The 22,167-nt window shown below is 65.7% G+C and carries 21 protein-coding genes and 1 pseudogene; 6 read left to right on the top strand and 16 right to left on the bottom strand.

The window, feature by feature from the left end:
- Positions 1-73 precede the first annotated feature (73 nt).
- A complete protein-coding gene (locus CCUG20998_RS23525; protein WP_036456422.1) occupies positions 74-1,345 on the top strand; it encodes a cytochrome P450 in 1,272 nt (423 codons plus the stop codon).
- Entirely contained in the window at positions 1,342-1,530 is a 189-nt protein-coding gene (locus CCUG20998_RS23520; RefSeq protein WP_012396274.1) for a ferredoxin, read from the top strand. The genes CCUG20998_RS23525 and CCUG20998_RS23520 overlap by 4 nt, the downstream gene beginning before the upstream one ends.
- Before the next feature lie 47 nt (positions 1,531-1,577).
- Here CCUG20998_RS23520 and CCUG20998_RS23515 read toward each other — a convergent pair whose 3' ends face one another.
- The 7 genes from CCUG20998_RS23515 to CCUG20998_RS23485 all read right to left on the bottom strand — a co-directional run bounded on the left by CCUG20998_RS23515 (position 1,578) and on the right by CCUG20998_RS23485 (position 9,320).
- Positions 1,578-3,260, bottom strand: coding sequence for a PE family protein (locus CCUG20998_RS23515; RefSeq protein ID WP_038581778.1), 1,683 nt, complete (start codon positions 3,258-3,260; stop codon positions 1,578-1,580).
- Between the two features lie 206 nt (positions 3,261-3,466).
- The gene (locus tag CCUG20998_RS23510; RefSeq protein WP_036456030.1) at positions 3,467-3,658 is read right to left on the bottom strand and encodes a ferredoxin; all 192 of its coding nucleotides are present in this window, start codon (positions 3,656-3,658) and stop codon (positions 3,467-3,469) included.
- A gap of 10 nt (positions 3,659-3,668) precedes the next feature.
- On the bottom strand, positions 3,669-4,871 hold the full coding sequence (locus tag CCUG20998_RS23505; RefSeq protein WP_012396271.1) for a cytochrome P450: 1,203 nt from the start codon (positions 4,869-4,871) through the stop codon (positions 3,669-3,671).
- A 127-nt stretch (positions 4,872-4,998) separates the two neighbouring features.
- A complete protein-coding gene (locus CCUG20998_RS23500) occupies positions 4,999-5,901 on the bottom strand; it encodes an alpha/beta fold hydrolase (RefSeq protein ID WP_020729523.1) in 903 nt (300 codons plus the stop codon).
- Positions 5,898-7,553, bottom strand: a complete 1,656-nt coding sequence (locus tag CCUG20998_RS23495; protein WP_020729524.1) for a thiolase C-terminal domain-containing protein — start codon at positions 7,551-7,553, stop codon at positions 5,898-5,900. Before CCUG20998_RS23495 ends, CCUG20998_RS23500 begins: the two co-directional genes overlap by 4 nt.
- Before the next feature lie 136 nt (positions 7,554-7,689).
- Positions 7,690-7,986: a ferredoxin gene (locus tag CCUG20998_RS23490; RefSeq protein ID WP_020729525.1), complete on the bottom strand. Its 297-nt coding sequence runs from the start codon at positions 7,984-7,986 to the stop codon at positions 7,690-7,692.
- Positions 7,983-9,320, bottom strand: coding sequence for an NADH-ubiquinone oxidoreductase-F iron-sulfur binding region domain-containing protein (locus CCUG20998_RS23485; RefSeq protein WP_020729526.1), 1,338 nt, complete (start codon positions 9,318-9,320; stop codon positions 7,983-7,985). The genes CCUG20998_RS23490 and CCUG20998_RS23485 overlap by 4 nt, the downstream gene beginning before the upstream one ends.
- A gap of 52 nt (positions 9,321-9,372) precedes the next feature.
- Between CCUG20998_RS23485 and CCUG20998_RS23480 the strand changes: the two genes are divergently transcribed.
- On the top strand, positions 9,373-9,846 hold the full coding sequence (locus tag CCUG20998_RS23480; RefSeq protein WP_020729527.1) for a hypothetical protein: 474 nt from the start codon (positions 9,373-9,375) through the stop codon (positions 9,844-9,846).
- Positions 9,847-9,860: 14 nt separating this feature from the next.
- Here the strand turns inward: CCUG20998_RS23480 and CCUG20998_RS23475 are convergent, their stop codons facing one another.
- From CCUG20998_RS23475 to CCUG20998_RS23450, 6 genes are all read right to left on the bottom strand, one after another.
- Positions 9,861-10,748, bottom strand: coding sequence for an alpha/beta fold hydrolase (locus CCUG20998_RS23475; RefSeq protein ID WP_020729528.1), 888 nt, complete (start codon positions 10,746-10,748; stop codon positions 9,861-9,863).
- Positions 10,745-11,137, bottom strand: a complete 393-nt coding sequence (locus CCUG20998_RS23470) for a Rieske (2Fe-2S) protein (RefSeq protein ID WP_036456032.1) — start codon at positions 11,135-11,137, stop codon at positions 10,745-10,747. The genes CCUG20998_RS23475 and CCUG20998_RS23470 overlap by 4 nt, the downstream gene beginning before the upstream one ends.
- 1 nt (position 11,138) lies before the next feature.
- Positions 11,139-12,284 carry an amidohydrolase family protein gene (locus CCUG20998_RS23465; RefSeq protein WP_012396263.1) on the bottom strand — a complete coding sequence of 382 codons (1,146 nt, stop codon included), beginning with the start codon at positions 12,282-12,284 and terminating at the stop codon, positions 11,139-11,141.
- Between the two features lie 26 nt (positions 12,285-12,310).
- Complete coding sequence (locus CCUG20998_RS23460) at positions 12,311-13,432, bottom strand: amidohydrolase family protein (protein ID WP_020729530.1); 1,122 nt, start codon at positions 13,430-13,432, stop codon at positions 12,311-12,313.
- Positions 13,433-13,727: 295 nt separating this feature from the next.
- Positions 13,728-14,027, bottom strand: coding sequence for a DUF4189 domain-containing protein (locus CCUG20998_RS28770; RefSeq protein WP_231389722.1), 300 nt, complete (start codon positions 14,025-14,027; stop codon positions 13,728-13,730).
- A gap of 342 nt (positions 14,028-14,369) precedes the next feature.
- Positions 14,370-15,926, bottom strand: a complete 1,557-nt coding sequence (locus CCUG20998_RS23450) for a phospholipase C (protein WP_020729532.1) — start codon at positions 15,924-15,926, stop codon at positions 14,370-14,372.
- Between the two features lie 285 nt (positions 15,927-16,211).
- Here CCUG20998_RS23450 and CCUG20998_RS23445 point away from each other — a divergent pair, with 285 nt between their 5' ends.
- Complete coding sequence (locus tag CCUG20998_RS23445) at positions 16,212-16,826, top strand: nitroreductase family protein (RefSeq protein ID WP_050674705.1); 615 nt, start codon at positions 16,212-16,214, stop codon at positions 16,824-16,826.
- On the opposite strand, the pseudogene CCUG20998_RS23440 reads toward CCUG20998_RS23445, so the two are convergent.
- Positions 16,823-17,936: pseudogene (locus CCUG20998_RS23440) on the bottom strand (NAD-dependent epimerase/dehydratase family protein). The gene CCUG20998_RS23445 and the pseudogene CCUG20998_RS23440 sit on opposite strands and share 4 nt — an antisense overlap.
- Positions 17,937-17,939: 3 nt before the next feature.
- The gene (locus tag CCUG20998_RS23435; protein WP_020729536.1) at positions 17,940-18,440 is read right to left on the bottom strand and encodes a nuclear transport factor 2 family protein; all 501 of its coding nucleotides are present in this window, start codon (positions 18,438-18,440) and stop codon (positions 17,940-17,942) included.
- Between the two features lie 101 nt (positions 18,441-18,541).
- Here CCUG20998_RS23435 and CCUG20998_RS23430 point away from each other — a divergent pair, with 101 nt between their 5' ends.
- Together CCUG20998_RS23430 and CCUG20998_RS23425 are read left to right on the top strand one after the other, a co-directional pair.
- On the top strand, positions 18,542-19,540 hold the full coding sequence (locus CCUG20998_RS23430) for an acyl-CoA dehydrogenase family protein (RefSeq protein WP_020729537.1): 999 nt from the start codon (positions 18,542-18,544) through the stop codon (positions 19,538-19,540).
- On the top strand, positions 19,524-20,699 hold the full coding sequence (locus CCUG20998_RS23425) for an acyl-CoA dehydrogenase family protein (protein WP_020729538.1): 1,176 nt from the start codon (positions 19,524-19,526) through the stop codon (positions 20,697-20,699). The genes CCUG20998_RS23430 and CCUG20998_RS23425 overlap by 17 nt, the downstream gene beginning before the upstream one ends.
- Positions 20,700-20,799: 100 nt before the next feature.
- Here CCUG20998_RS23425 and CCUG20998_RS23420 read toward each other — a convergent pair whose 3' ends face one another.
- Positions 20,800-22,164, bottom strand: a complete 1,365-nt coding sequence (locus CCUG20998_RS23420) for a cytochrome P450 (RefSeq protein ID WP_020729539.1) — start codon at positions 22,162-22,164, stop codon at positions 20,800-20,802.
- Positions 22,165-22,167: the final 3 nt, after the last annotated feature.

The raw sequence follows: 22,167 nt of genomic DNA, 5'->3' as shown, positions 1-22,167 counted from the left end.
CGGTGGTTGGGTGCATTGACGCCGACGGATCCGCTATGGAAATGTCATGATCATCTTTGAGAGGAAGGTTCTCATGAATGATTGTGCCGAGCCGGATTTCTTCCGCGACAGCGGGCTCGTCGAGAACCCCTACCCCTATTACGAGACTCTCCGCCAGCGTTGCCCGGTCACCGGCGAGGGCCACCACGGGGTGACCATGGTGACCGGCTGGGGCGAAGCCGTCAGCGTCTTGAACGACGCCGAGACGTTTTCCTCGTGCATCTCGGTGACCGGGCCGTTTCCCGGCTTCCCGGTACCGCTGGAAGGCGACGATGTCACCGAGCTGATCGAGCGGCACCGCAGCGAGTTGCCGTTCAGCGACCAGTTGCCGACGTTGGACCCGCCGACCCACACCAACCATCGCGCCCTGTTGATGCGGCTGATCACCCCGAAGCGGCTCAAGGAAAACGAAGACGCCATGTGGGTGCTCGCCGATCGGGTGCTCGACGACTATCTGGCCGCGGGGGAGGGCGAGTTCATCAAAGGCTTTGCGAGCCCGTTCACGCTGCTGGTGATTGCCGATCTCTTGGGCGTGCCGCCCGAAGATCGCCAAACCTTTGTCAGCAACATCCACCACCACGCCGGTGGCGGTGTCGGAGGCACCGGCAAAGAGGCCTTGGCGCACAACCCGCTGGAATTCCTCTACGGAGCCTTCGCCGACTACGTGCGCGACCGTCGACGCGAACCTCGCGAGGACGTGCTGACCGGCCTGGCCACCGCGACCTTCCCGGACGGCACCGTCCCCGATGTCGAGGACGTGGCTCGCGTTGCCTGCAACGTCTTTTCGGCGGGCCAGGAGACCACGGTGCGGCTACTGGGCGCCGCCCTGCAGATCATCGGTGAGCGTGCGGACATTCAGCAGCAGCTGCGCAGGGACCGCAGCTTGATCCCGAACTTCATCGAAGAGGCCCTGCGCGTCGAGAGCCCGGTCAAGGGAGACTTCCGGTTGTCGCGGGTCCCGACCACCGTGGGCGAAGTCGACCTGCCCGCGGGCACCACGGTGATGGTGCTGCAAGCCGCGGCCAATCGGGATCCCCGACGATTCGTCGAGCCAGCGACGTTCGATCCCGCGCGCAAGAATGCCCGCCAGCACCTCTCGTTCGGGCGGGGGATCCACAGCTGCCCGGGGGCGCCCTTGGCGCGCGCCGAAACCCGGGTCGCCATCGAGCGCCTGCTGGACCGAACGGCTGACATCACGATCAGCGAGCGGGTGCACGGACCGGCGAATGACCGCCGCTACCAATATGTTCCGACCTACATCCTGCGCGGCCTGACCGAGCTGCATTTGGATTTCACGCCCGCATGAAGGTCCGGGTGGACGATCAACGCTGTCGGGGTCACGGCATGTGCCTGACCTTGTGCCCGGAGGTGTTCAGCCTGACCGATGACGGTTACGCGGTGGCGATAACATCCGATGTTCCAATGGAATTGGAGGAAGCGGTCCGCGAGGCCATCCAATGCTGCCCGGAGCAGGCGATCAGCGAGAGCTGATGGAGCCCAGCGGCGAAGAGCCCGCGCCGCGGTAGTTTGACCCCGGTTCAGCCGGAAAGACCGGCGACGCCGTCCGCGCCGGCGTCACCGAGGCGCCCGTCAGCGCCGGAAATGCCCGGCATGATGACAGCGGATCCGCCGTCGCCTCCGGCGCCGGGGGTGCCACCTGCCCCGCCGGTTCCCGCGGACCCGCCCGCACCGCTGGCCCCGGTGTGGCCGAAGAGCCCGCCGGCACCGCCGTTGCCGCCGTTGCCGCCGTTGCCGCCGTCGCCGCCCGCACCGCCGTCTCCCCCGGTGCCCCCGTTTCCACCATTGCCGGCAAGCCGGTCATCGATGGCACTGCTATCTCCACCAGTGCCGCCGGTACCGCCCTGACCGCCGGCGGCGCCGGCACCGCCCATGGCTCCGCCCCCGCCGCTGCCGCCCGCGCCGCCATCGCCGAACAGCAGTCCACCGTGGCCGCCCGCGCCGCCGACGCCGCCGGCACCGCCCCCGTCGCCCGCGGCGCCCACGCCGCCGGTACCGCCGCTGCCACCCGCGCCGCCGACGAACCCATTGCCGCCGGTCCCGCCGTTTCCGCCGGCGGCGCCGGTTCCGCCGGTTCCGCCGGTTCCTCCGGTGCCCCCGGTCCCACCTTCATTGCTGTCCGCAATGGCCGACCCGCCGTCTCCGCCGTTACCCCCCGCGGCGCCGGCGCCTCCGGCTCCTCCGGTACCCCCGGTGCCGCCGACGCCAAGCTTTGCCACCGTGCCGGTGGTGCTGTCACCGCCGCGGCCGCCGTCGCCGCCCACGGCACCCACCCCGCCGGCGCCCCCGGTGCCGCCGACACCTCCCACGTAGTTGCCGTCGCCGCCGGCGCCGCCCGCACCGCCGGGCTGGCCGACGGTAGCGGTGCTGACTCCGTAGTCCCCGGGCCCGCCGGGTGCGCCGGGCTGGCCGAGATCGGAGCCGCCGGGGGTTCCGGCGGCAGCCGGTGTGCCGGCGGGTAGCGGGCTGGGGTTGACGCCGGCGGCGCCGGTGGCACCCAGGCCGCCGACTCCACCGTTGCCGCCCTGGCCGATGAGCCCGGCGGCCCCGCCGGCTCCGCCCATACCGCCGTCGCCGCCGGGAATGACGGCATTGCCGCCGGCGCCGCCGTTGCCGCCGGCACCGTAGAGCAACCCGCCGTTACCGCCGGTGCCGCCGGCCGCGCCAGCGGCACCGGACCCGCCGATGCCGCCGCTGCCGAACAGGCCGGCATTCCCACCGCGCCCGCCGGTGGGGTGGGCGGTGCCGCCGGATCCGCCGGCCCCGCCGTTGCCGTAGAGCAGCCCGCCGGCGCCGCCGTCCTGGCCGGTGCCGGCCGCGCCGTCGGCGCCGTTGCCGATCAGCGGGCGCCCCAGCAGCGTTTGGGTGGGGGCGTTGATCGCCGCGAGTAGCTGTTGTTCAAGGCTTTGCAGCGGCGAGGCGTTGGCGACTTCGGTGGCCCAATAGGCGCCCGCGCCGATGTCCAAGGCCCTGACGAACTCGGCATGAAACATCGCGGCTTGGGCACCGATGATCTGATAGCCGCGCGCGTAGGCGCCGAAGAGCTCCGCAACCGCTGTCGAGATCTCATCGGCAGCCGCGGCGGCTACCTCGGTGGTCGAGGCTGCTGCCGCGGTGCTGCCGGCATTGATAGCCATCCCGATACGATCCAAATCCATTGTTGCCGTGGCTAATAGGTCCGGCGCGACCGCGACAAACGACATGTTCGCATCCTTCGATCGGAGACTGATGGCCCCGGCGGCGACCCGCCCATGGCCAAGCGAGTAGCTCACGCTAGCACCCGTGTTGGGCGCCGCATTCGGTTTTCGACCTGCAGTTATTCGCCGCCGCTAGCTACTGTGCTGCTGGCCGATCGACGTCGCCTCCGGTGCCCATGGAGGATGGTGGGCATCGGGAGGGCGCGCCGGTATTACCGCGTGATCGAGATGGCCTGCCGCGGGCACTGGCGCACCGCTTCGCCCACCAGCTCCTCGTTCTCGGGCGTGACTTCTGGCTGCAGAACGGTCAACATGTCGTCGTCGCCGAGTTGGAACACCTCCGGGACGATGCCCATGCATATGCCGTTGCTTTCGCACAGGTCCCAGTCGACTTCGATCCTCATGGCAGCACCCCTACCGCAGTACCCGCACCGGCACGCTCTGCCAGCCGGCGACATTTTGCATGTGAACACGTTTGCAGCCCGCCCAGTCCACCTCGAAGGCAGGCATGAAATCGAGCAACTTCTCCAGCGCGATCGCACTTTCCATCCGGGCCAACGCCGCGCCCAGGCAGCTGTGAATCCCGTAGCCGAAACCGAGGTTGGTGGCTTCGTGCGGGTCGCGATCGATGTCGAACTTGTCCGGATCGGTCCAGGCGTGCGGGTCGCGGTTGGCCGCACCATTGATGAGAAACACCGGCTTGCCGGCCGGAATCGTGACGCCGTGCAGCTCAACATCTTCCATGGCGCGCCGGACCTGATATTGCGATGGTGCCTCATAGCGCAGCAGTTCTTCGACCGCGGCGGGGACCTTGCTGCGATCGTCGAGCAGCTTTTGCCACTGCTCGGGATTTCGAGCGAACACCACGGCCGCGTTGCCGACCAGCTTGGTCACCGTCTCGGCGCCGGCTCCGCCCAAAAGGGTGGCGAATCCGGCGATTTCGAGATCGTCAAGGTTGGTCACCTGCCCGTCTTCACGCTCGATCTCGGCGTTGATCAACTTGGTGAACAGATCATCACGCGGGTCGTCGCGCCGCTGCTTGACCAGGTCGTAGTAGAGCATCGCGGTGTTGATGTTGGCTTGCATGCCCTGTTCACCGACTTCGACCTGGCCGGGCTCGCGGGTCAGTGATTCGTCGATCCAATGGCGCACCTGCTGGGCGTGCCGTTCGGGCACGCCCAGCATGGTGGTGATCACCTCGACCGGGAAGGGTCCGGAAAACTCCTGCACCGCATCGAAGCCCTCGGGGTCCAGCGCGCCGAGGTACTTGTCGATCTTGTCGATGACCGTCTGGCGTTGGGCCTGAATCGCGCGCGGCGTGAAGACCTTGTTGAGCAGGCTGCGCATGTGTCGGTGGTCGGGCGGATCCATGAAGATGATCGACTGTGGCGGCTTCTGGCCGGAGCGCACCATCGACAAGTCAATGCCGTAGGCGGACGAATACCTCTCGAAGTTCTTCAGCCCCGCCGCCACATCCGCATGGCGCGTCAACGCGTAGAAGTCGTACTGCTCGCTGTAGTACACCGGGGCTTCGGCTTGCATCCGCCGGTAGGTCTCCCATGGTCCGTTGAAAAACTCCTCGGAGAACGGATCGAAGACGACCTTCGATGTGGTCATTGCATACTCCTCGACGGCGAAGTGCGGGCTGCGGGCGTTACGCCGGAATGCTCGACTGTAACGCTAACGGTAGCGCTTTCGTCGCGCGCCGAAAAGGACCGGACCGGCCCGGCGGATCCGATCCGCATCAACCGGCCGCCGCGGCAGCGTCGCCATCCGGGGGGCGTGCGGACGCACAGTCCTCGACGAAGGACAACACCTGGCGGTGGTAGTCGGCGGCGGTGTGTCCGAGGCTGAGATTGTGCCCGGCCCCAGGGTGTCGACTGTTGACGAAATGCTCTGCGGCCGAGAACATATCGGCAATTTCGGCCAGTGCGCTCGGGTCGGCCCGGAATACATTGTCGTGCTCGCCGAGGGTGAACCGCACCGGCACCCGCACGCCCGGTGCGAGTGCCGGAAAGTCCTGGTTCGGCCAATTGAGGGCCACCGTGCGTTCGTAACGGGGAGCTGTCGACGAGTTCGTGATACCCCGCCGAATGTCGTCCGGGTACAGGTGCATCGGCTCCCACAACAGCTCGCGCACCCCGGGTGGGCGATCCTGTAGCGCGGCCAACCGCATGACTTCCTTGGCGGCAGGGTGGTAGCGCCGTCCGGTGCCCCCCAGTTCGACGCCCAGCAGATCGGCGGCGCGCGGGCTGGTTGCCATCCGCAGCACCAACTCGCAGCCGCCCGAATGGCCCATCAGGAATAGGCCCGCCCCGCGGGGCCGCTGGTCGAGCATGCGATCGATGGCGCCGAATGTGAGATCGACGCGCTGCTCGGGGTGCTGCATCGCCTCCGGATAGGGTGCGGAGCTGCCGTGGCCGGGCCGGTCGAGGGCGACGACGGTGAAGCCCAGAGTCGCGCCGAGTCGCAGCAGCGACAGTTGCGGGTGTCCGGGACAGTCGAAGTACGACGATGAGGTGCCGCCGCCGTGCAGTGCCACGACGGTGGCTTTGGGACCCGTGGGGTCGGCGGCCTCGGCGAGCAGGCCCGACATCGGCACGCCGTCGACGAGCACCACCCGCGGCCGGACCAGGGCTTGGTTCATGTGTCGGCCCGCAGCAGGATCACGCCGCTGGGAGTCAGGCCGCCGCTGCTGACCACGCCGACCCGGGCGCCGGCGACCTGGCGTGCGTCCGCCTCGCCGCGGAGCTGGGTTACGGCTTCGTGCAGCAGACCCATGCCGTGCGTGCGCCCGTGTGACAGTTGACCGCCGTGCGTATTGAGCGGTATCAGGCCGTCGCGGGCGATGTTCATACCGCCGTCAAGAAATTCCTTCGCCTCGCCGATCCCGCAGAACCCCAGTGCCTCGATCCAGGACAGGCAATTCATCGTGAATCCGTCATAGAGTTCGGCGACGTCGACGTCGGTGGGGCGCAGCGTGGTGCGGGTCCATACGTGTGCCGCTTGGCCCAGCACCTGTGGTTCATGGGTGAGCGTGCTTTGGTCCCAGTCGATCCGCTCGATGATCTGCGTGCCCACGGCCTCCACCAGGACGGGTGGTTTGGCCAGATTGCGCGCGGCGTCGACGGCGGAGACGATGACGGCTATCGCCGCGTCGCAGGGCACGTCGCAGTCGAAAAGACCGAACGGGGTGGTGATGGGCCGGGCGTTCAGGTAGTCATCCATCGTCATCGGTGAGCGATAGACGGCGGTGGGGTTCAACTCGGCGTTCGCGCGTTGGTTCAGCGCGATCCACCCCAGCGTCTCTTTGGTGGTGCCGTAGCGGTGAAAGTGGCGCTGCGCGTTGATCGCCAGGGTGTGTGCCGCCGACGTCGCGCCGAATGGGTATTGCCAGCTGGTGGTCCGGCCGCCGGGCGGGGCGATCTTGCCCCGCTTCATCAGCTCGTTGTAGGTGGCTTCCCACAGCGTGCGGAAACACAACACGTGACGCGCCAGCCCGCCGGCGACCGCGAGCATCGCGGCGATCACCGATCCGCCCGGCCCGAACGTCTCGATGCCGCCGTTGTGCCAGACCGGCCGGATGCCCAGCGCTGCCTCCAGCGCGGTGACGCCACCCTCACCGAAACCGCCGAGATTGCCGCCACCGGGGTAGGTGGACAGACCGTCGATGTCGTCGAACGTCAGCCCGGCATCGGCGACTGCCGCCTCGCAGGCGTCCACCGTCAGCGACAGCGGCGCAACCATCAGCCGGCGGCCAATGGTGGACATGCCGATCCCGGTGAGCGCCACCTTGTCCTCGAATTTCTGCGTGGTGAGCATGGGGCGCACATGTTCACCGAAGCGCTGCGGCGCGATCTCATCGACGGGCAGCGGGCGCCGTTGCGCGTCGGTGCGCGGACGAAACAGCGGTAGCCATACGTCCTCGATGCGCTCGAACACCACCTCCACGGTCTGGCCGAGTTCGAGCCGATCCGGGTCGCACTCCACGATGTTGGTGGTCAGCCGGACCCTGGGGTCCTCGGCGATTGCCACTTGGGCGATCACATAGGGGGCAGGCAGGCCGGGCAGGCTGAACCGGTGGTTGACGGTGAATCCGGTGAGTGTTGCCGCACCGGAGACGGTCCGCACACCCATATCGCGGGATCGGCAGTATCGGCACACCGGTGCGGGCGGATGGATCAACGATGCGCAGGCGGCGCATTCCTGCAGGCGTAGCTTGCCGTCGGCGCCCGAAGTCCAGAAGAACTCGTTCTCGTCGGTGATCAGGGGCAGCGGACGTCCCGGTGCTGCTGACACTTCACCTCCGCAAGTTGAGCGCCCCCGGCGTGAGCGGAAGGAGCATTATGCGAATACGAGAATTACGTTATCAGCTAGGGCTGGGCGGTTTCGAGACGTCTTGCCGCTGCCTTGCGCGGACACCGAGCCCAGCCGGTCACCGGGTAAAACCCCACTGCGCCTCGTTCGACTCGGTTTTGAGGTGCTCAGCGGGGTCCTCGACGCCGGCTGGGGAGTGCTGCACCACATCTGGCTGGCGTTCCCCGATTTCGGTGATGGCATGCGCCGGGCAGTCCATCAGCGCCCGCAGCACCGGATCGCGGTCTTCCTCCCGCACCGTGCCGTCCCCGCTCAGGCAGGCGTATCCCCAATCGTCGAGCGTGAAGTAGCCGGGCGCTTGCTTGGCGCACAGGCCGAAGCCGTCGCAAACGGTGCGATCGAGACGAATTCTCATGGTTGCCTCACCGGTGCCGTGGCCTGGTAGGGGCGTTCGGCGCGAAACGCTCCGCCGGTTCTGCTCGAGCAGTCTTGGCAGGTGCCCTCGAGATGCCTTGCCACCTCGTCGGGAAACTGGCTCAGCAGGGTGGCGGCCGCATTGGTCGCTGCGTCCAGGGTCGCGCAAGCGCCGCGCCCGCGTAACACCACCGACCAGCGGCGCAGTCGATCGATGTCTTCGCTGGTTGCCGCGAAATCCCGAAGTGCGCCGCCAACGGCGGCCATGGCTGCCGTTCCGTTGAAACAGGACCCGCACTGCCCGGCGTTTTCGCGGTCGAAGTAAGACAACACCGAAGCCGCGACCGCGACCGGGCAGTCGTCGGTGATCACCGAGATTGCGCCGCAGCCCAGACCGCTGCCCAGCCGTCGCATCGTCTCGTGATCGAGTGTGGTGCCGAGCACCCCACGGTTGAGCAAGCCGGCGAAGTAGCCGCCCATCAAGACTCCACGGACCTTTGTGGGCGCAACCGCATGCAGTGCCAGCAGTTCGGAAAACGGTAAACCGTAGGGGAGTTCGTAGAGCACGGGTGCTCGGCCGGCTCCGGTGATGGTGGCCAGAAATGTCCCCGGCGACGATGGCGTACCCAGCGCGCGATACTCGCTGGCCCCGTGGCGGTGCAGGTACGGCAGATTGGCCAGCGTCTCCACGTTGCTGACCAGGGTGGGCCGGCCGCTGACGCCGTATTCGAAGGGGCGCGGCGGCTTGTCAGATGGTTTGACCGGGCCGCCGTTGATCGCGCGGACCGCGGCGGTCTCCTCGCCGGCCACGTACCCGGGTGGTACGGCCCAGACACTGACGGCGACACCGCCGAATGCGTCGGGATCCAGCTGTGCCAGGGCGCGTTCGACGCTGCGCGCGGATTCCGGGTCGGACACATAGACATAGGCGCGCGTGGCGGCCACCAGCGCCGCGGCCAGGCGCAGCCCATCCAGAACCAGGTGCGGGCGGTTGCGCAGCAGCCATCGGTCTTTGAAAGAGGCTGGCTCTCCCTCCTCGCCGTTGGCGATGACCACAGCGCCGCCCGCCGGCCCGGCACGGCGGCAGTTGTCGCGCACCGCACGCATTTTCACCGCGAGCGGGAATGCGGCCCCACCGCGGCCGAGGAGTCCGCTCGCGTCGATCTCGCGCAGCAACTTTTCGGCGTCGCCAAGCGGGCGGTACCCGCCTTGGGCCCGGTACGCCGCAACGTCTTCGTGGTCCTGTTGGTCCGCGTGGCCGCCGGCCACGCGCAGTAACCGCGGCGGGCAGCCCGGCCAGGCGGTCGCCTTGAATGCGATGTCGAGTGTTTCCATCAATCAGCCCGCTATCGTCGCCGGTCGGTGATTGCGCGCTAGGGTAGCCCGCATGCGGACTGCGGTGGTGCGGGTCAATGTCGACCCGGCCGGGTCGTTGACCGCGGCCCAGTTACGCGCGGGCATGGCTGCGCTCCGCACGCGTGCCGACGAGACTGGCGCCGGTGTGGTCGACAACGACCTCGAGTCGCGGCCGGTCGGCCGTCGGGAGGTGGAACTGCTTATCGCCGGTGACGACGTTGATGAGGCCAAGGCGGCGGCAATTGAGTTGTGCGCCAGCGCTTTCATGGTACGACCGGTGGTCGGCGTGGTCACCTTCATCAGCAGGGGAACCGACGACGATGCCCACGGTGTGCTGTCGGCCTTTGGGCTCGTCGGCGAGATCCTTCGCGAACCCGGGGACGACGGCTATGACATTGTCTACGTCACGCTGCGCGAATCCGACCTCGAACGTGTCCCGGAAAGCCGAATTCACACGGCGCTGGAAGCGTCGCTCAATTGCGAGGTCCATATCCGCACCGGGTAGCCCATTGTGAGCAGTCACGAGTCCAAGAACTTCAGGATCGCGGGTGCTGCCAGCACCCAGGTGTCAAACATGTTGAAGTGCTTCACCCTTCCTGCCGCGCGATCCTCGGCGGCACGCTCCCAAGCGTCTTCCGGCCAGGGTGGGTCGATCAGCTCGGATCCCTTGATCAGGCAGCTGACCTCTAATGAGGTCCGTTTGGGATGATCCCAATCGTTCTCGCCACCGCGGATGATCAGCGTGGGAACCTTGATGCGATCGAACATTTCGTCCTCGACGCCGGGAATGGTCTGCCCCGGTTTGGACACGAAGGCGTTGAGCCAGCGCAACATGACTTTCAAGAACTCGTCGCGGTCCAGGTCTCCGAACCGTTGTCTGTTGGTGGGGTTTGCTTCGATGCGCTCGCGCCACTCGGGCACCTTGAGCAGCGCCTCAATTCCGGTGCCGCGCACCGCCAAAATGCTGGGGACCAGGTAGTAGGAACCCAGCACGAAGGTGCCGTAGATGCCACCGACGATATTCCACACCACTAGTTTGCTGACCAACTCGGGAAAAAGAATGGTGGCCAGGATGGAATCCCGCGCCCCGCCGGAGCCGCCGGCGATGATGCACTGCTGGACTCCGAGGGCGGCCAACAAGCCGTGCAACGTCTCGGCGCGCATGTGCGATTCGCTTTGCCCGTAGAACTGCACATCGGACGCGCCGCAGTTCGGACGATCCCACAGCAGCACCCGATAGCCGCCGTCGACCAAAGCCAGGGCGAGCGGCCGCAGGCCGGGGATGTCCTTGCCGAATCGGCCGCCCGGGGTCAGAACAATGAGATCTCCTGAATCGCCCAGGATTTCGTAAACCACCCGACCGCCGTTAACCTCGACAGAGGATACGCGATTGTCCTGCAATGTCATGCCATCACCAGCACATCTCTACCGATAACCCGGACCGGGTAGGTGCGAATGCTCCACTCCGGTTTGACCGCGGTGGTCCCGGTTGCCAGTTCGAAACCCCACTGATGCCAAGGGCAGTAGATGAACTCGAGATCGCGCACCATCACGGCGTCACCGGGTGCGCTCTCGTCGACCATGGTGCGTCCCCGGGCACGGCCCGAACACAGCGGACCGCCCTGGTGCGGGCAATAATTGGCTATCGCGTAGAAGGTCCCGTTGACGTTGTAGACACCCACACCGTGCCGGCCGATCGGCACCAGTTTGTGGGTTCCCGGCGGAATCTCGTCCACCGTCGCAACGATGTGTTCGCGCCCCTGAGCCAGCCGTGGCCGCGTTATCTTCTCGCCCAATTCAGAACACCCGGGTCTGGCCTTCGAGAACCGGCACCGTGTCCGGCAGGTGGTAGGTCGCGATGCCGTTCTTGTACATCACCGCGTCCCGGGCCGCTTTGGGCAGATGTTTCACCAGCCAGCGGGGGTCGTCGAAGGTCCAATGTGGGTAGTCCGAGGAGTAGAGCAAGATCTTGTCACCCTCCATCCACTCGATCGCCCGGGTCAGCTCCGTCTTGTCTTCCGGGTAGTCCAGGGGCTGCGTGGTGAACTTGATGTGCTCCTTGACGTACTCCGACGGCTTGCGCTTGATGTCCATCCGAGACTTGCGGGCGTCATAGAGCGCGTCCATGCGCCACATCAGCGGCAGGATCCAGGTGAACGCATGCTCGACGAGCACGATCCGCAGTGTCGGGAATCGGTCGAAGACACCGTCGAAGATCAAACTCATCACCTGGTTGGCCGCCAGTAGCGAGTAGGTGACCATGAAGTCGTGGTTGTAGCTGGGGTAGCCCACCGGTGGCGTTGGCAGCATCTCGAAATTGCTGCGGGAAAGGTGACAGCTCACCGTGATGTCATGCTTGGTCGCGGCCGCCCAGATGGGGTTGTACATCGGGTGGCCCCAGCAGGGGCGGGGTTCGGCCTTGATCAAAACCTGTGCCATGTAAGGGTGTCCGGCCCATTCCTCGATCTCACGCGCGGCCCCTTCCGGATCCTCGACCGCCGCGCAGATGGAACCTCGCCAGCGTTGGTGCCAGTTGTTGTGGCTGTCGAGCCAGTGATTGGCCTGCCAGCGATTCAGCGCGGTCGAGTACGCCTGATGCGCCTCGGGCAGGCGCGGTGTGCGCCCACCGGGCTCGAGGATCGCGATGTCGGAGCCGGCTTCCATGATCAGCTGGCGAAACGCCATGTCCGGATCGCTGCCGGGGAACTCGCCATCGGCCGGGAAGGTATCCACCCGCATCGCGAAGCTGTGTGCGTAGTCGGGCGCGTCGTAGTAGATCAGCTCACCGACCTTGTGGTCGAGGAAAAACTTGCTGCGCCAAGGCTCGGGGATGTACGGGCTGATCTCACCGCGCTTGGGCACCGGATGAATGTCGGAGTCGACACACCGGACGGCGATGCGCTCGGCTGCGGGAACCCGTTCGTGCATATGAGTCAGCGTCATGTCGATCTCCTCAACGTCCCTCGTCTCTATTCTGCGACGGCCTCCGGCCAGCCACTAGTGAGCTCGGCAGAAATATCGATCCCGTACAGCTCGGCCGCGTTGCGCCAGCACAATTTCTCGCGCTGATCGGCCGTCAGCGCGGTGGGTAGGTTGCGGACATCGCGGAGGTCGTAGCACTGCCAATGGGGATAGCTGGAGCCGAACATCACCATGTCTTCCTTGCCGGTGAAGCTCAGCCACTCATCGGCGAACTCGACGTCACCGGGACCGTCCAGACCGCCCTGGATGAAATAGACGTGGCCGGGCAAATAGTCGCTGGGTATCCGTGGGGCCCACGGGGTCTGTTCAAGATGCGGCCGGCCGAAGGTATCCATCCGCCAGATGAATGGCGTGACGAAGTCCGCTGCGCCGTCGGCCCAGACGAACTTCAGCTCCGCGAAGCGTTCGAACACCCCTTCGGCGATCATGTTCATCAGGTGATACAGGTAGTTCAGCGCCATGAAGCTGACGTACTGCTCGTAGGTGCGCGTGTGCCCGGACGGCGTTGGCGGAAATCCGATGCCCTCGCCCGATTCGATGTGCACCGCTACCGGAAGACCTGCCTCGACCGCGGCTTCCCACAACGGCCAGAACTGTGGCTTGCCGTACAGCTCGCGGGACTGCAGCGGAACACCGATCTGCACCACGCGCGGGTGAGCACGCCACTTCGCGACTTCTCGTACGGCGCCGGCAATGTCGTCGGGGTTCACCCGGATGGTGCCGCGGAAGCGATCGCCGAGTTCGTCGTGTTCCAGCCAGCGCGACACCATCATCTCGTTGTGCGCGGCGTGTAGCGCGCTGCCGAGGTGCCGATCCGGCATGATCCCGCGGCCCATCGGATGCAGTACCGCCACATCGACACCACGTCGTGAAAACAACTCATCGGCAACGAATTTCGGGTCTGAACCGGGATATTGGCGGTCCGGCCCCTCGGTATTCGGCGCGTATTCGCTACCGGGGGCTCCGTACCAGTCCATCTCGTAGTCGGGGAAACCCCGGCTCTTGAAGGGCTCACGCAGGAAGCTGCGCAGATCTTTGTTGGACGGAAAGAAGATGTGCACGCTGGCATCGATCACTGGCATGCGCGTCCCGTCGGCATGTTCAATCACCAAGGCACCCTCCAGCTCCGGCGAACATCACAAGCGCGGCCGGGGTATCTGCTAGGTAAGCTAACATTCTTCGCTTCCGCCGATCAACGTCTTTGCGGTAAGCATTTCGGTTAATCGTTTGTCCTGCTAGACGATGAAATTATGAACGCTGATGCAAGTCGTGTTCTGCACTAGCGATAATAACATTCTCATTAGCTGGTTGTGGAGCACAATCTCCGTGGCGGGCGTTGCCGCGGTGCGCTACCGACTTCTGTCGCCGGCCCTTCACCTGATCGCCGACGCGGCGGCCATGGCCTCAGTTGCACGCCGAGGTCAAGACCCAGCCGCCGCCAAGCCTGGCCTTGGCATCGTGTCCGGCCGCCTGGTGGGACCGGCCGAGTCCGCCGTGGAAATTCTGGCCGTCATGGGCTATGGCGCCGCACCGAGTGAAGACGCTGAGCACGTTGCAGCTCGGGTGTCCGCAGGCGGTCAGTGCGTGAATCTCGGCCTGTGCGCGCTTGCGGTGGCCCCACGTTTTGCCCACCGCGCCGTTGTCGGCAACGGCGATCGCGCCGTACCGGGGGGCAATCGGAGGGATGGGCGGGATGGGTGGCATGGCAACGGGCGAACTCTTGTCGCTATGCGCGAGGGCCCGGTGCGGAGGTGGGCCAAATGGCTGAACCATCGTCAGGATCAGCGCGGCCACAGCAACCGCGCCGGCGATCGCAACCGCGATCCAACGGCGCCGTATCGCAGCTATCCTCTGCCTCCAGTCCGGCTTCACGATCTCCTCCCAGTTTACGTGTCTGTAACAACTTCTTTCCAGGGTACACGCGCCGAGTGCACCCGCCTGCTGCTCTGAAATCGGTTACGGCGCAACCCCGTCCGGCGCGGAGTCCGGTCCCGGTCAATAGTTGCCGTCGGTGCGGCCAACGATGGCTCAACGGTGGCCGGCGGCTCAGCACAGGCCGCTGGGAACCCCCCTGACGGGCGTGGTCTCCTGGGCGGGCATCGCTTGCGGGTAGGGAACCCGGTAGGGCGGATTCAGCTCAAATATTCCCGCCACCGCTTCGACCCCGAGCCCGCATTGCGCCAGCTGAGGCAGGACGCGTTTGGACTGGTTCAGGTTGGGTCGCGACGGGTTCGGCGGCACACCGAAGTTGAAGGCCGACGTCATGTCCCCGGTGACGTTTCTGCGCCACGCGGTGAGGTTGGGTACCGGAACGCCGAAGCGTGTCTCGATCAATCGCAGCTGCGACGTGTGGTCGAACACGTCGTGGGCCACCAGCCCGCCGCGGCTGAATGGGGAGATAACCAGGCCGGGAACGCGATAGCCCAAACCAATCGGGCCGCGTATACCGCCGGACCCGCGGACCTTGTCGATGTCAGGGACGGTCAGATATTCGCCCGGCGTCCCGTCCGGTGGGGTGGGCGGCACCACATGGTCGAAGAACCCGCCGTTTTCGTCGTAGCTGACGATCAGCGCTGTCTTTTCCCACACCGCCGGATTCGACAGCAGAATCCGCAGCACGTCCATGAACGCGATGGCCCCGCCCGCGTTCGGCATCGCGGGGTGTTCAGACTCCAAAAAATTCGGAATCAACCAGGAAACCTGGGGCAGGCGATTGGCTTTGACGTCGGTGGCGAAGTCCCGGGGGTAGCGGGGCGTGGCCCCGAAGCGAACCAGATCCGACCTTGGGTCTTGGGCTTGGGTGAACCATCGCACAATCTCGCCGTAACCCACGTAGCTGTTCACCGCGGGCCCTAATCGCTTGTCGTAGTACATTTTCCAGCTGACTCCCGCATCGCTGAGATGCTGCGGCATGATGGGCCAGCTGAACTTGCCGATCGGCGGGGTCGGGATGGTCTCAACCAGTGGCCCGCCGTTGGCGCCGTCGGGATCGAGCCAGGCGCTCACCCAGTACAGCCGGTTGGGAAACGTGGGCCCGATCACCGAGCAAAAGTAGTGGTCGCAGACCGTGAATGTGTCGGCCAGCAGAAAATGAATCGGGAGATCATCGCGGGTGTGATAGCCCAGCGTCGCAGGGATGTTGGCCGCCGAACGGGTCCGTGCCTGCGCCGGTAGCCAGTTGTCGTTGGCTCCGCCGTTCCACGAATCGTGCAAGGTGGCCCAACCATGGTCGGGGTCATTGACACACGCGCCATTGAGCAACGGGGGTCTGGTGGTGTCGAGGCGGAACGGCAGGGTGGTGCTAGCCGGGTCCGGCGCCTGCGTCCGTGGGTTCCAGCCCTTTTGCGCAAACAATGGCGTCGGGGTGTCGAAGCCCTCGACGCCCGACAGCGTGCCGAAGTAGTGATCGAACGACCGATTCTCCTGCATTAACAGCACGATGTGCTCGATGTCGGTCAAATGTCCGGAGCACGGCCCCGCGCCGTAAGCTTTTTCGATCACTGGTCCGGCCAATGACATGAGTGCTCCGGTACTGGTGGCGGCGGCCAACTTAGCCAAAAACTCACGCCGCGACATCTTGTCGACCGCGTCAGCCCATGTCATCACGCATCCTTCTGCACAGGTGGAAACTGTATCTTTCGGATGCCGACCTGCCCCGAAATGTCAACGGGTGTGTCGCTTGGGGACTTTGCTGGCATAAAGCAAATTCGTTCCTTGGCGCAGAGCCGAATTCGTCCACGCTCCGCCGAGTTGATCCGGTCCGGAAAGCACCCGCCTCCCGAAATCAAAACTCGAACGCTATCGGTTTGGTGGCAATACTGATATGACGTTGAGGTGCCCGAGGCAGCCAGCCCCAGCGGCGGCGCGACCGGTGACATCTGGGAGGTGATGTCGACCGCCCGGACGGTCCGCCGCTTCACCGACCAGCCGGTCGACGACGCCACCCTTACCCGGTGTCTGGAGGCGGCCACGTGGGCGCCGTCCGGGGCCAATGCTCAAGGCTGGCGCTTCGTGGTACTGCGATCGCCCGAACAACGGGCGGTGGTGGCCGCGGCGGCGGCGCGCGCACTGGCGGTGATCGAGCCGGTCTACGGAATGCACAGGCCGGCGGCCGACGATGACAGCCGGCGTGCTCGCACCTACCGGGCCACCTACGAGTTACACGATCGGGCAGGCGAATTCACGTCAGTCTTGTTCGCCCAGCAGCATTACCCGACGGCGTCCGAACTTCTGCTCGGCGGATCGATCTTTCCCGCCATGCAGAACTTCCTGCTGGCCGCCCGGGCTCAGGGCTTGGGCGCCTGTATGACCAGCTGGGCTTCCTACGGCGGGGAACGGTTGCTGCGCGAGGCCGTCGGCGTACCCGAGGATTGGCTGTTGGCCGGTCATATCGTCATCGGTTGGCCCCAGGGCAAACACGGGCCGCTGCGTCGGCGGCCGCTTTCCGACGTTGTCAATCTGGATCGCTGGGACCGGCCGGCCTTTCCGGGTCTTGGGAGTTAATCCACCAAGTGTGCGGTGGTGGCCAGCGCTTCATGGCCGTACTTGGAGCCGATGAGCCGCCACGGGTCGGCATACCGGCCGCGGTGTTCGAGCCGACGTTGCAGCCCCAACAGCGCCCGCAACGCCGGGCGCAACATCGGCCCCAACGCTTTGAGCAGGATGCGGCGACGTCCCAGCCCGCCGGCGACCCAGGCCAGGGTGTCAGACCAATCGTGCTCTTGGTACCCAAGTAGGGCTTGGGATTCGGTGGTGTCGAACCAGCCGGTGAAGCCCCAACCGCGGTCGTCTTCCGGATTGCCGGGTAGGCCCGCCGACGGGCCAAGCCCGCCGATGCCGACCGCGCACATGACGTCGTCCTGTAGGTCGCACATCAGGTGGGCATGGCTGTCGTCGCCCCCCGATCACCAGCACCTTCTGTTCGATAGCGGCTCTGCGTGCCACGGCGTTGGCGAAGGCCAGCGCCACATCGCGGGCATCGACCGAATGCATGCGGTTGTCGGTCGGGGTGGCGCGCATCAACAGCAGGTAGTCGGTGTCGAGTTTGGCCGAGGTGTCGGGCGAGACGACTCCACCCAGTCGCAACATGGCGTAAGGCAGACCGCTTTCGGCGATCGCGAGCTCGGCCAGGACCTTGTTCTCGCCGTATTGGTCGATGGGGTTCACCGGCGTAGTGGCGGTGATGCGTTCGGGCTGGCGGTGAGGGTTACGGGAGCCGTAGACCGCTGCGCTAGAGGCGAACACGAACAGCGGCGGATCGGTCAAGGCTTGCGCCGCGGTCACCAGGTTGCGGGTGCCCCCGACATTGACCTGGTGGGCCATCCGGGGATTGCGGTAGGAGGGTGGTGAGACGATCGCCGCCAGGTGCACGATCACCGTGGGCCGATGGCGGGCCACCGCGGTGGACACGTCGGCGCCGTCGGTGAGATCGATGAACACCGGGATCAGCACCCCGGCCGTGCGGGCCTGCTGCAAACCCGCAGCGATGACGGCCGAGCTTTCGGTGGCGAGGTCCATTGCGACCACGGTGTGCCCACGGCGCAAAAGGATCTCGGTGCAGCGCTTGCCGACCTGTCCGAAGGCGCCGGTATTGAGCACGGTCTCCGACGTCATCGGTTACCGGCCCAGTCGGTGCAGCAGCGCCGCCGCCGCGTCGCGGAGCCGAGGTGAGATCGGCACGGAGAAAACGGGATTGAAGACGTCCTCACGCAACCTGGTCAAGGTGGAACTCTTGATGAGCCACGCGCCATCGAGCTTCTCGTAGGTTTCGTGGTAGTGACCACGCCCGTCGAGGTTGACCCCGGGGCCCAACCGCACCACATCCTGCAGCGCCCAGACACCGGTCGCCGTCGTCGGCGAGCTCAGCGTGATTTCCGGCGCGTGCACCTGATGCACGGTGGGGCGCGAGGTCCTTCCCAAGGTGGCGCGAACGTAGGCCACGAACTCGTCGGCGCCGTGGATTACCTTCCCGCCGCAGCGCGAGGTGTCGCTGAGGAAATCGTCGGTGAACAGCGTCCGCCAGTCGTCCCATCGTTTGGTGTCCAGGTAGCGGCAGTATCGGGCCTTGAGCTGCTTGATCGCCTCGATCTCCCACAGTGTCGTTGCGGCGTCCAGCATTACCGTCCCTCCCTGCACCCCACAGCCCTGCAGTGAGATTAACGCTTCCGATACTGAGAATGCTATTCTCGCCAGAGAACGCACGACGGGAGGCGGTCCGCATGCTGTTGGAGTTCGATGCTGATCAGCGGCTCTGGCAGGCGACGGTGCGCGACGTGGTCACCAAGCAATGCCCGCCGTCGCTGGTCCGCAGCGTCGCCGAGAATGGTGCCGACTCCGATCCGCTGTGGAAGGTGTACGTAGACCTCGGCTGGACCGAGTTGAACGATCCGGCCAGCGCGGTGGAGTTGGCGATTGTGCTCGAGGAGTTGGGCCACGCGACCGATCCCACTCCCTTCTTGGCGACGATGAGTCAGTTCGCGCCGCTGGCCGCCGGTTGCTTCGACCCTCATCAATCGGGCACCGCCGTGTACAGCGGGATAACGGTGCGCCGGGACGCGCAGGGGTGGCTGTTGGACGGGACGGCACGCCATGTCCTGGAAGGGGACCGCGCAGACCGGTTGGCGGTGGTGACCGACGCTGGGGTGTTCATCGTGGCGGCCAGCCAGGTTTCGGCTCGACGTGAATCCGTCTTCGACCCGGTGCTACACGTCGCGGACCTGTCCTTTCGCGAGGTCAGGGTGCCGGAGAACGCCCGAGTGGGCGTCGACGCCGAGCGGGCTCGCCACATCGCCCTGACTGGCATGGCCATCACGATGGTCGGCGCCTGCCAGCGCATTCTCGATCTGGTGCTCGAACATGTGCGCAGCCGTCACCAATTCGGTGTGCCGATCGGCTCCTTCCAGGCCGTCCAGCACAAGGCGGCGGACATGCATGTCGCGGTGCAGCGGGCCCGGGCCCTGGCGTATTTTGCCGCGCTGACCATCTCCGCCGATGATCCGCGCCGGCGCCTGGCCGCGGCGATGGCCAAGGCATCGGCGGGCGAGTGCCAGTCACTGGTGTTCCGCCATGGGTTACAGCTTTTTGGCGCAATGGGATTCACCTGGGAGAACGACCTACAGTTTGCGCTCAAACGGGCAAAAGCGGGCGAACTCATGCTAGGTGGTGCGGCGCAGCATCGAGTCCAGATCGCTGAGGAATACCGTGCAGCTGACTTTTGATCCCGACGTCGAGGCGTTCCGGACCGAGTTTGCCACCTTCCTCGACGAACACCTTCCGCCGGCGAGTGAAACGGTAGAGCGCCCCAGGTCGGTTTCGCATATGCCCCAGTGGGCACGTCGCTGGCAGCGACTGCTGTTCGACAACGGTTGGCTGCTGCCGGGGCAACCCCCAGAGTTCGGCGGGCGCAACGCGACGGTGGTTCAGCAGTTCGTACATCTCGAGGAACTGTGCCGCCGGCGGATCTATCACAGCCTCAACCCGCAGGGCGTGAATATCGTTGCCGCGTCGATACTGTCGTTTGGAACCGACGAGCAGAAGCTGCGGTGGGCGGTGCCGATACTGCGGGCGCAGATCACCGCTTCGCTAGGCATGAGCGAGCCCAGCGCCGGCTCCGACCTGGCGTCGCTGCGCACTCGCGCCCTGCTCGACGGCGATCACTTCGTGGTCAACGGCCAGAAGGTATGGACCTCGGGGGCCCATGACGCGGACCTCCTACTGACCTTCGTGCGCACCGACCCCGACGCGCCAAAGCACAAGGGGATCAGTGCATTACTGATACCCACCGATACCGCCGGTGTGGTGCGCCGGCCCTTCCCGTCCATCTGTTCCGCCGATGACTTGGACTTCAACGAGGTGTTTTTCAGCGATGTGCGGGTGCCCGCCGCGAATCTGGTTGGGGCGCTCAACGGGGGCTGGCGGGTGGCCAATGGATCGCTGGGGCACGAGCGCACCATGATGTGGCTGGGATTCGCCGACCGGTTGGACAATCTGATCGCAGACTTGCATCCGGTCACCGAACTCGACCATGACCGATACGCCACCATGGTGATGGACAAGCAGGCCCTGCGGCTCTTGGGTTCGGTGGCGCTGGCGCGCGCTTCCCGAGGTGAGGACGACACGTCCGCAATCTCGGTGCTCAAGCTGCTCGGTTCGGAAGCCGAACTGCGGGCCAGTGAACATGCTTTGGCGGCCGCCGGATCCGACGGGCTGATTCACCCCGCACTGACCGGGCCGTATGCGCCGATGAATTTGGATCACTACTTCGCCAGCTGGTTCGAGCGATACGCCCGCAGCTTTTCCGGCACCATTGCCGGGGGTACCTCGGAGATTCAGCGCAACATCATCGCCCAGCGGGTACTGGGGCTACCCCGCGGCTGATCACCCGTCCCGCGCGGCCCGCTTTTCCTGGCGAGCAGACGCGAAATCGCATCATCGCCGGCTATCTGATGCGATTTTGTGTCTGCTCGCCGGAGGGGCGTCAGTCGATGACCGCGGCTTGTTTGCGCTCGGTGACGGGCCGCGCGAGTTCCTGTTCGTCGCAGATGCGTTGCAGCTTCGCTAGAGTCTCGTCCAGGCCCGCGCCGACCTTGCGGCCCGGGGTGAACGTTGCGGGCAGCTTGCGCATGCCCTGGATGACGCCGATGGTCTCGTAGTGGACCGCCCCGTCGGGGTCACACCGGTAGTCGGGCATCCGGTCGGCGACGGCGCTCAGCATCGACTTGAACACCGTGCGCGCCACGTTGGATCCGATGCAGCGGTGTACGCCGATGCCGAAACTGAAGTGCCGGTTTCCCTTACGGTCCAGGACGAGCTCGTCCGGGTCTGGGAAGACCTGCGGGTCGCGGTTGGCCATCGCCCACGAAATCCACAGCCGTTCACCCTCTTTGAAATGGATGCCGTCAAATTCGACGTCATCGGAAAAGGTTCTGCCATCGCCGGGGGCGGGGGTGAAGTAGCGGAGGAACTCCTCGGTGGCGGAATCGATTACGGTATCGCGGTTGCGCCACAGTCGCTCGCGCTCGTCGGGATGCTCGGAAAGCCATTCCAGCGCATGGGCGGTCAGCGCGGTGGTGGTGTCGAATCCGCCGCCGATGACCAGGCCGAGATTGCCGAGAATCTCCAAATCGGGTGCGGGTTGGCCGTCAATACGCATCTGGACCAGGGCATTCACCAGACCGGGCCGGGGGGTATCGCGAATCTCGATCATGTTGGTCACCATGTCGAGCCCCATCTGCCGGTGCATCTCGGTCACCCGCTGAATGTCTGGGGAATGTTCCGGCGTGTACACCGCCGCATGGACTGGCTCACTGTAGAGGTTCCACTTCTCGAGCGGGATGCCCAAGATGGCCAGGGTCAGCACGGCCGGAACGATGTTGGCCAGATCGTCGACGAAGTCGATGCTGCCCTGTTCGATCCTCTCGTCCAGGCAGGCGCGCGTCACTTCGTCGATGAACGGCTCCCAGCGTTTGACCGCGGCCGGCGATAGATATGGGTTCAGCACGGTGCGATAAATGCGATGCTCGGGGTCGTCCATCTCCAAGATGCCGCCCCGCACGCCGTTGATGCGGCTCGCCGTCGGGATCGAGATTCCCTTGTAGCCGCGGCGTTGGTTGTTGACGTCGTGATCGTTGGACACCGCCGGGCAGCGGGCCAGCTCGAATACCTCATGGCTGCCAGCGGCTACCCAGTGGCCGCCATAGGTATCGCTCCACGCCATGGGGCAGGTGGTGTGCATCTCCTCGGTAATTGCCTTGAACTGCGATCGGTACTCGGGAGAGTGCCGGTCGAATCGGTACCGGTTCTTCTGGTGATCGCTGTCGCTCACTACATCGTCGACACTCAACGT

It is taken from the genome of Mycobacterium marinum (genome assembly GCF_003391395.1).
GTDB classification, from domain to species: Bacteria; Actinomycetota; Actinomycetes; order Mycobacteriales; family Mycobacteriaceae; genus Mycobacterium; species Mycobacterium marinum.
Note: the sequence above shows the minus strand (reverse complement) of the source record. Positions and strands in the feature narration are given on the sequence as shown.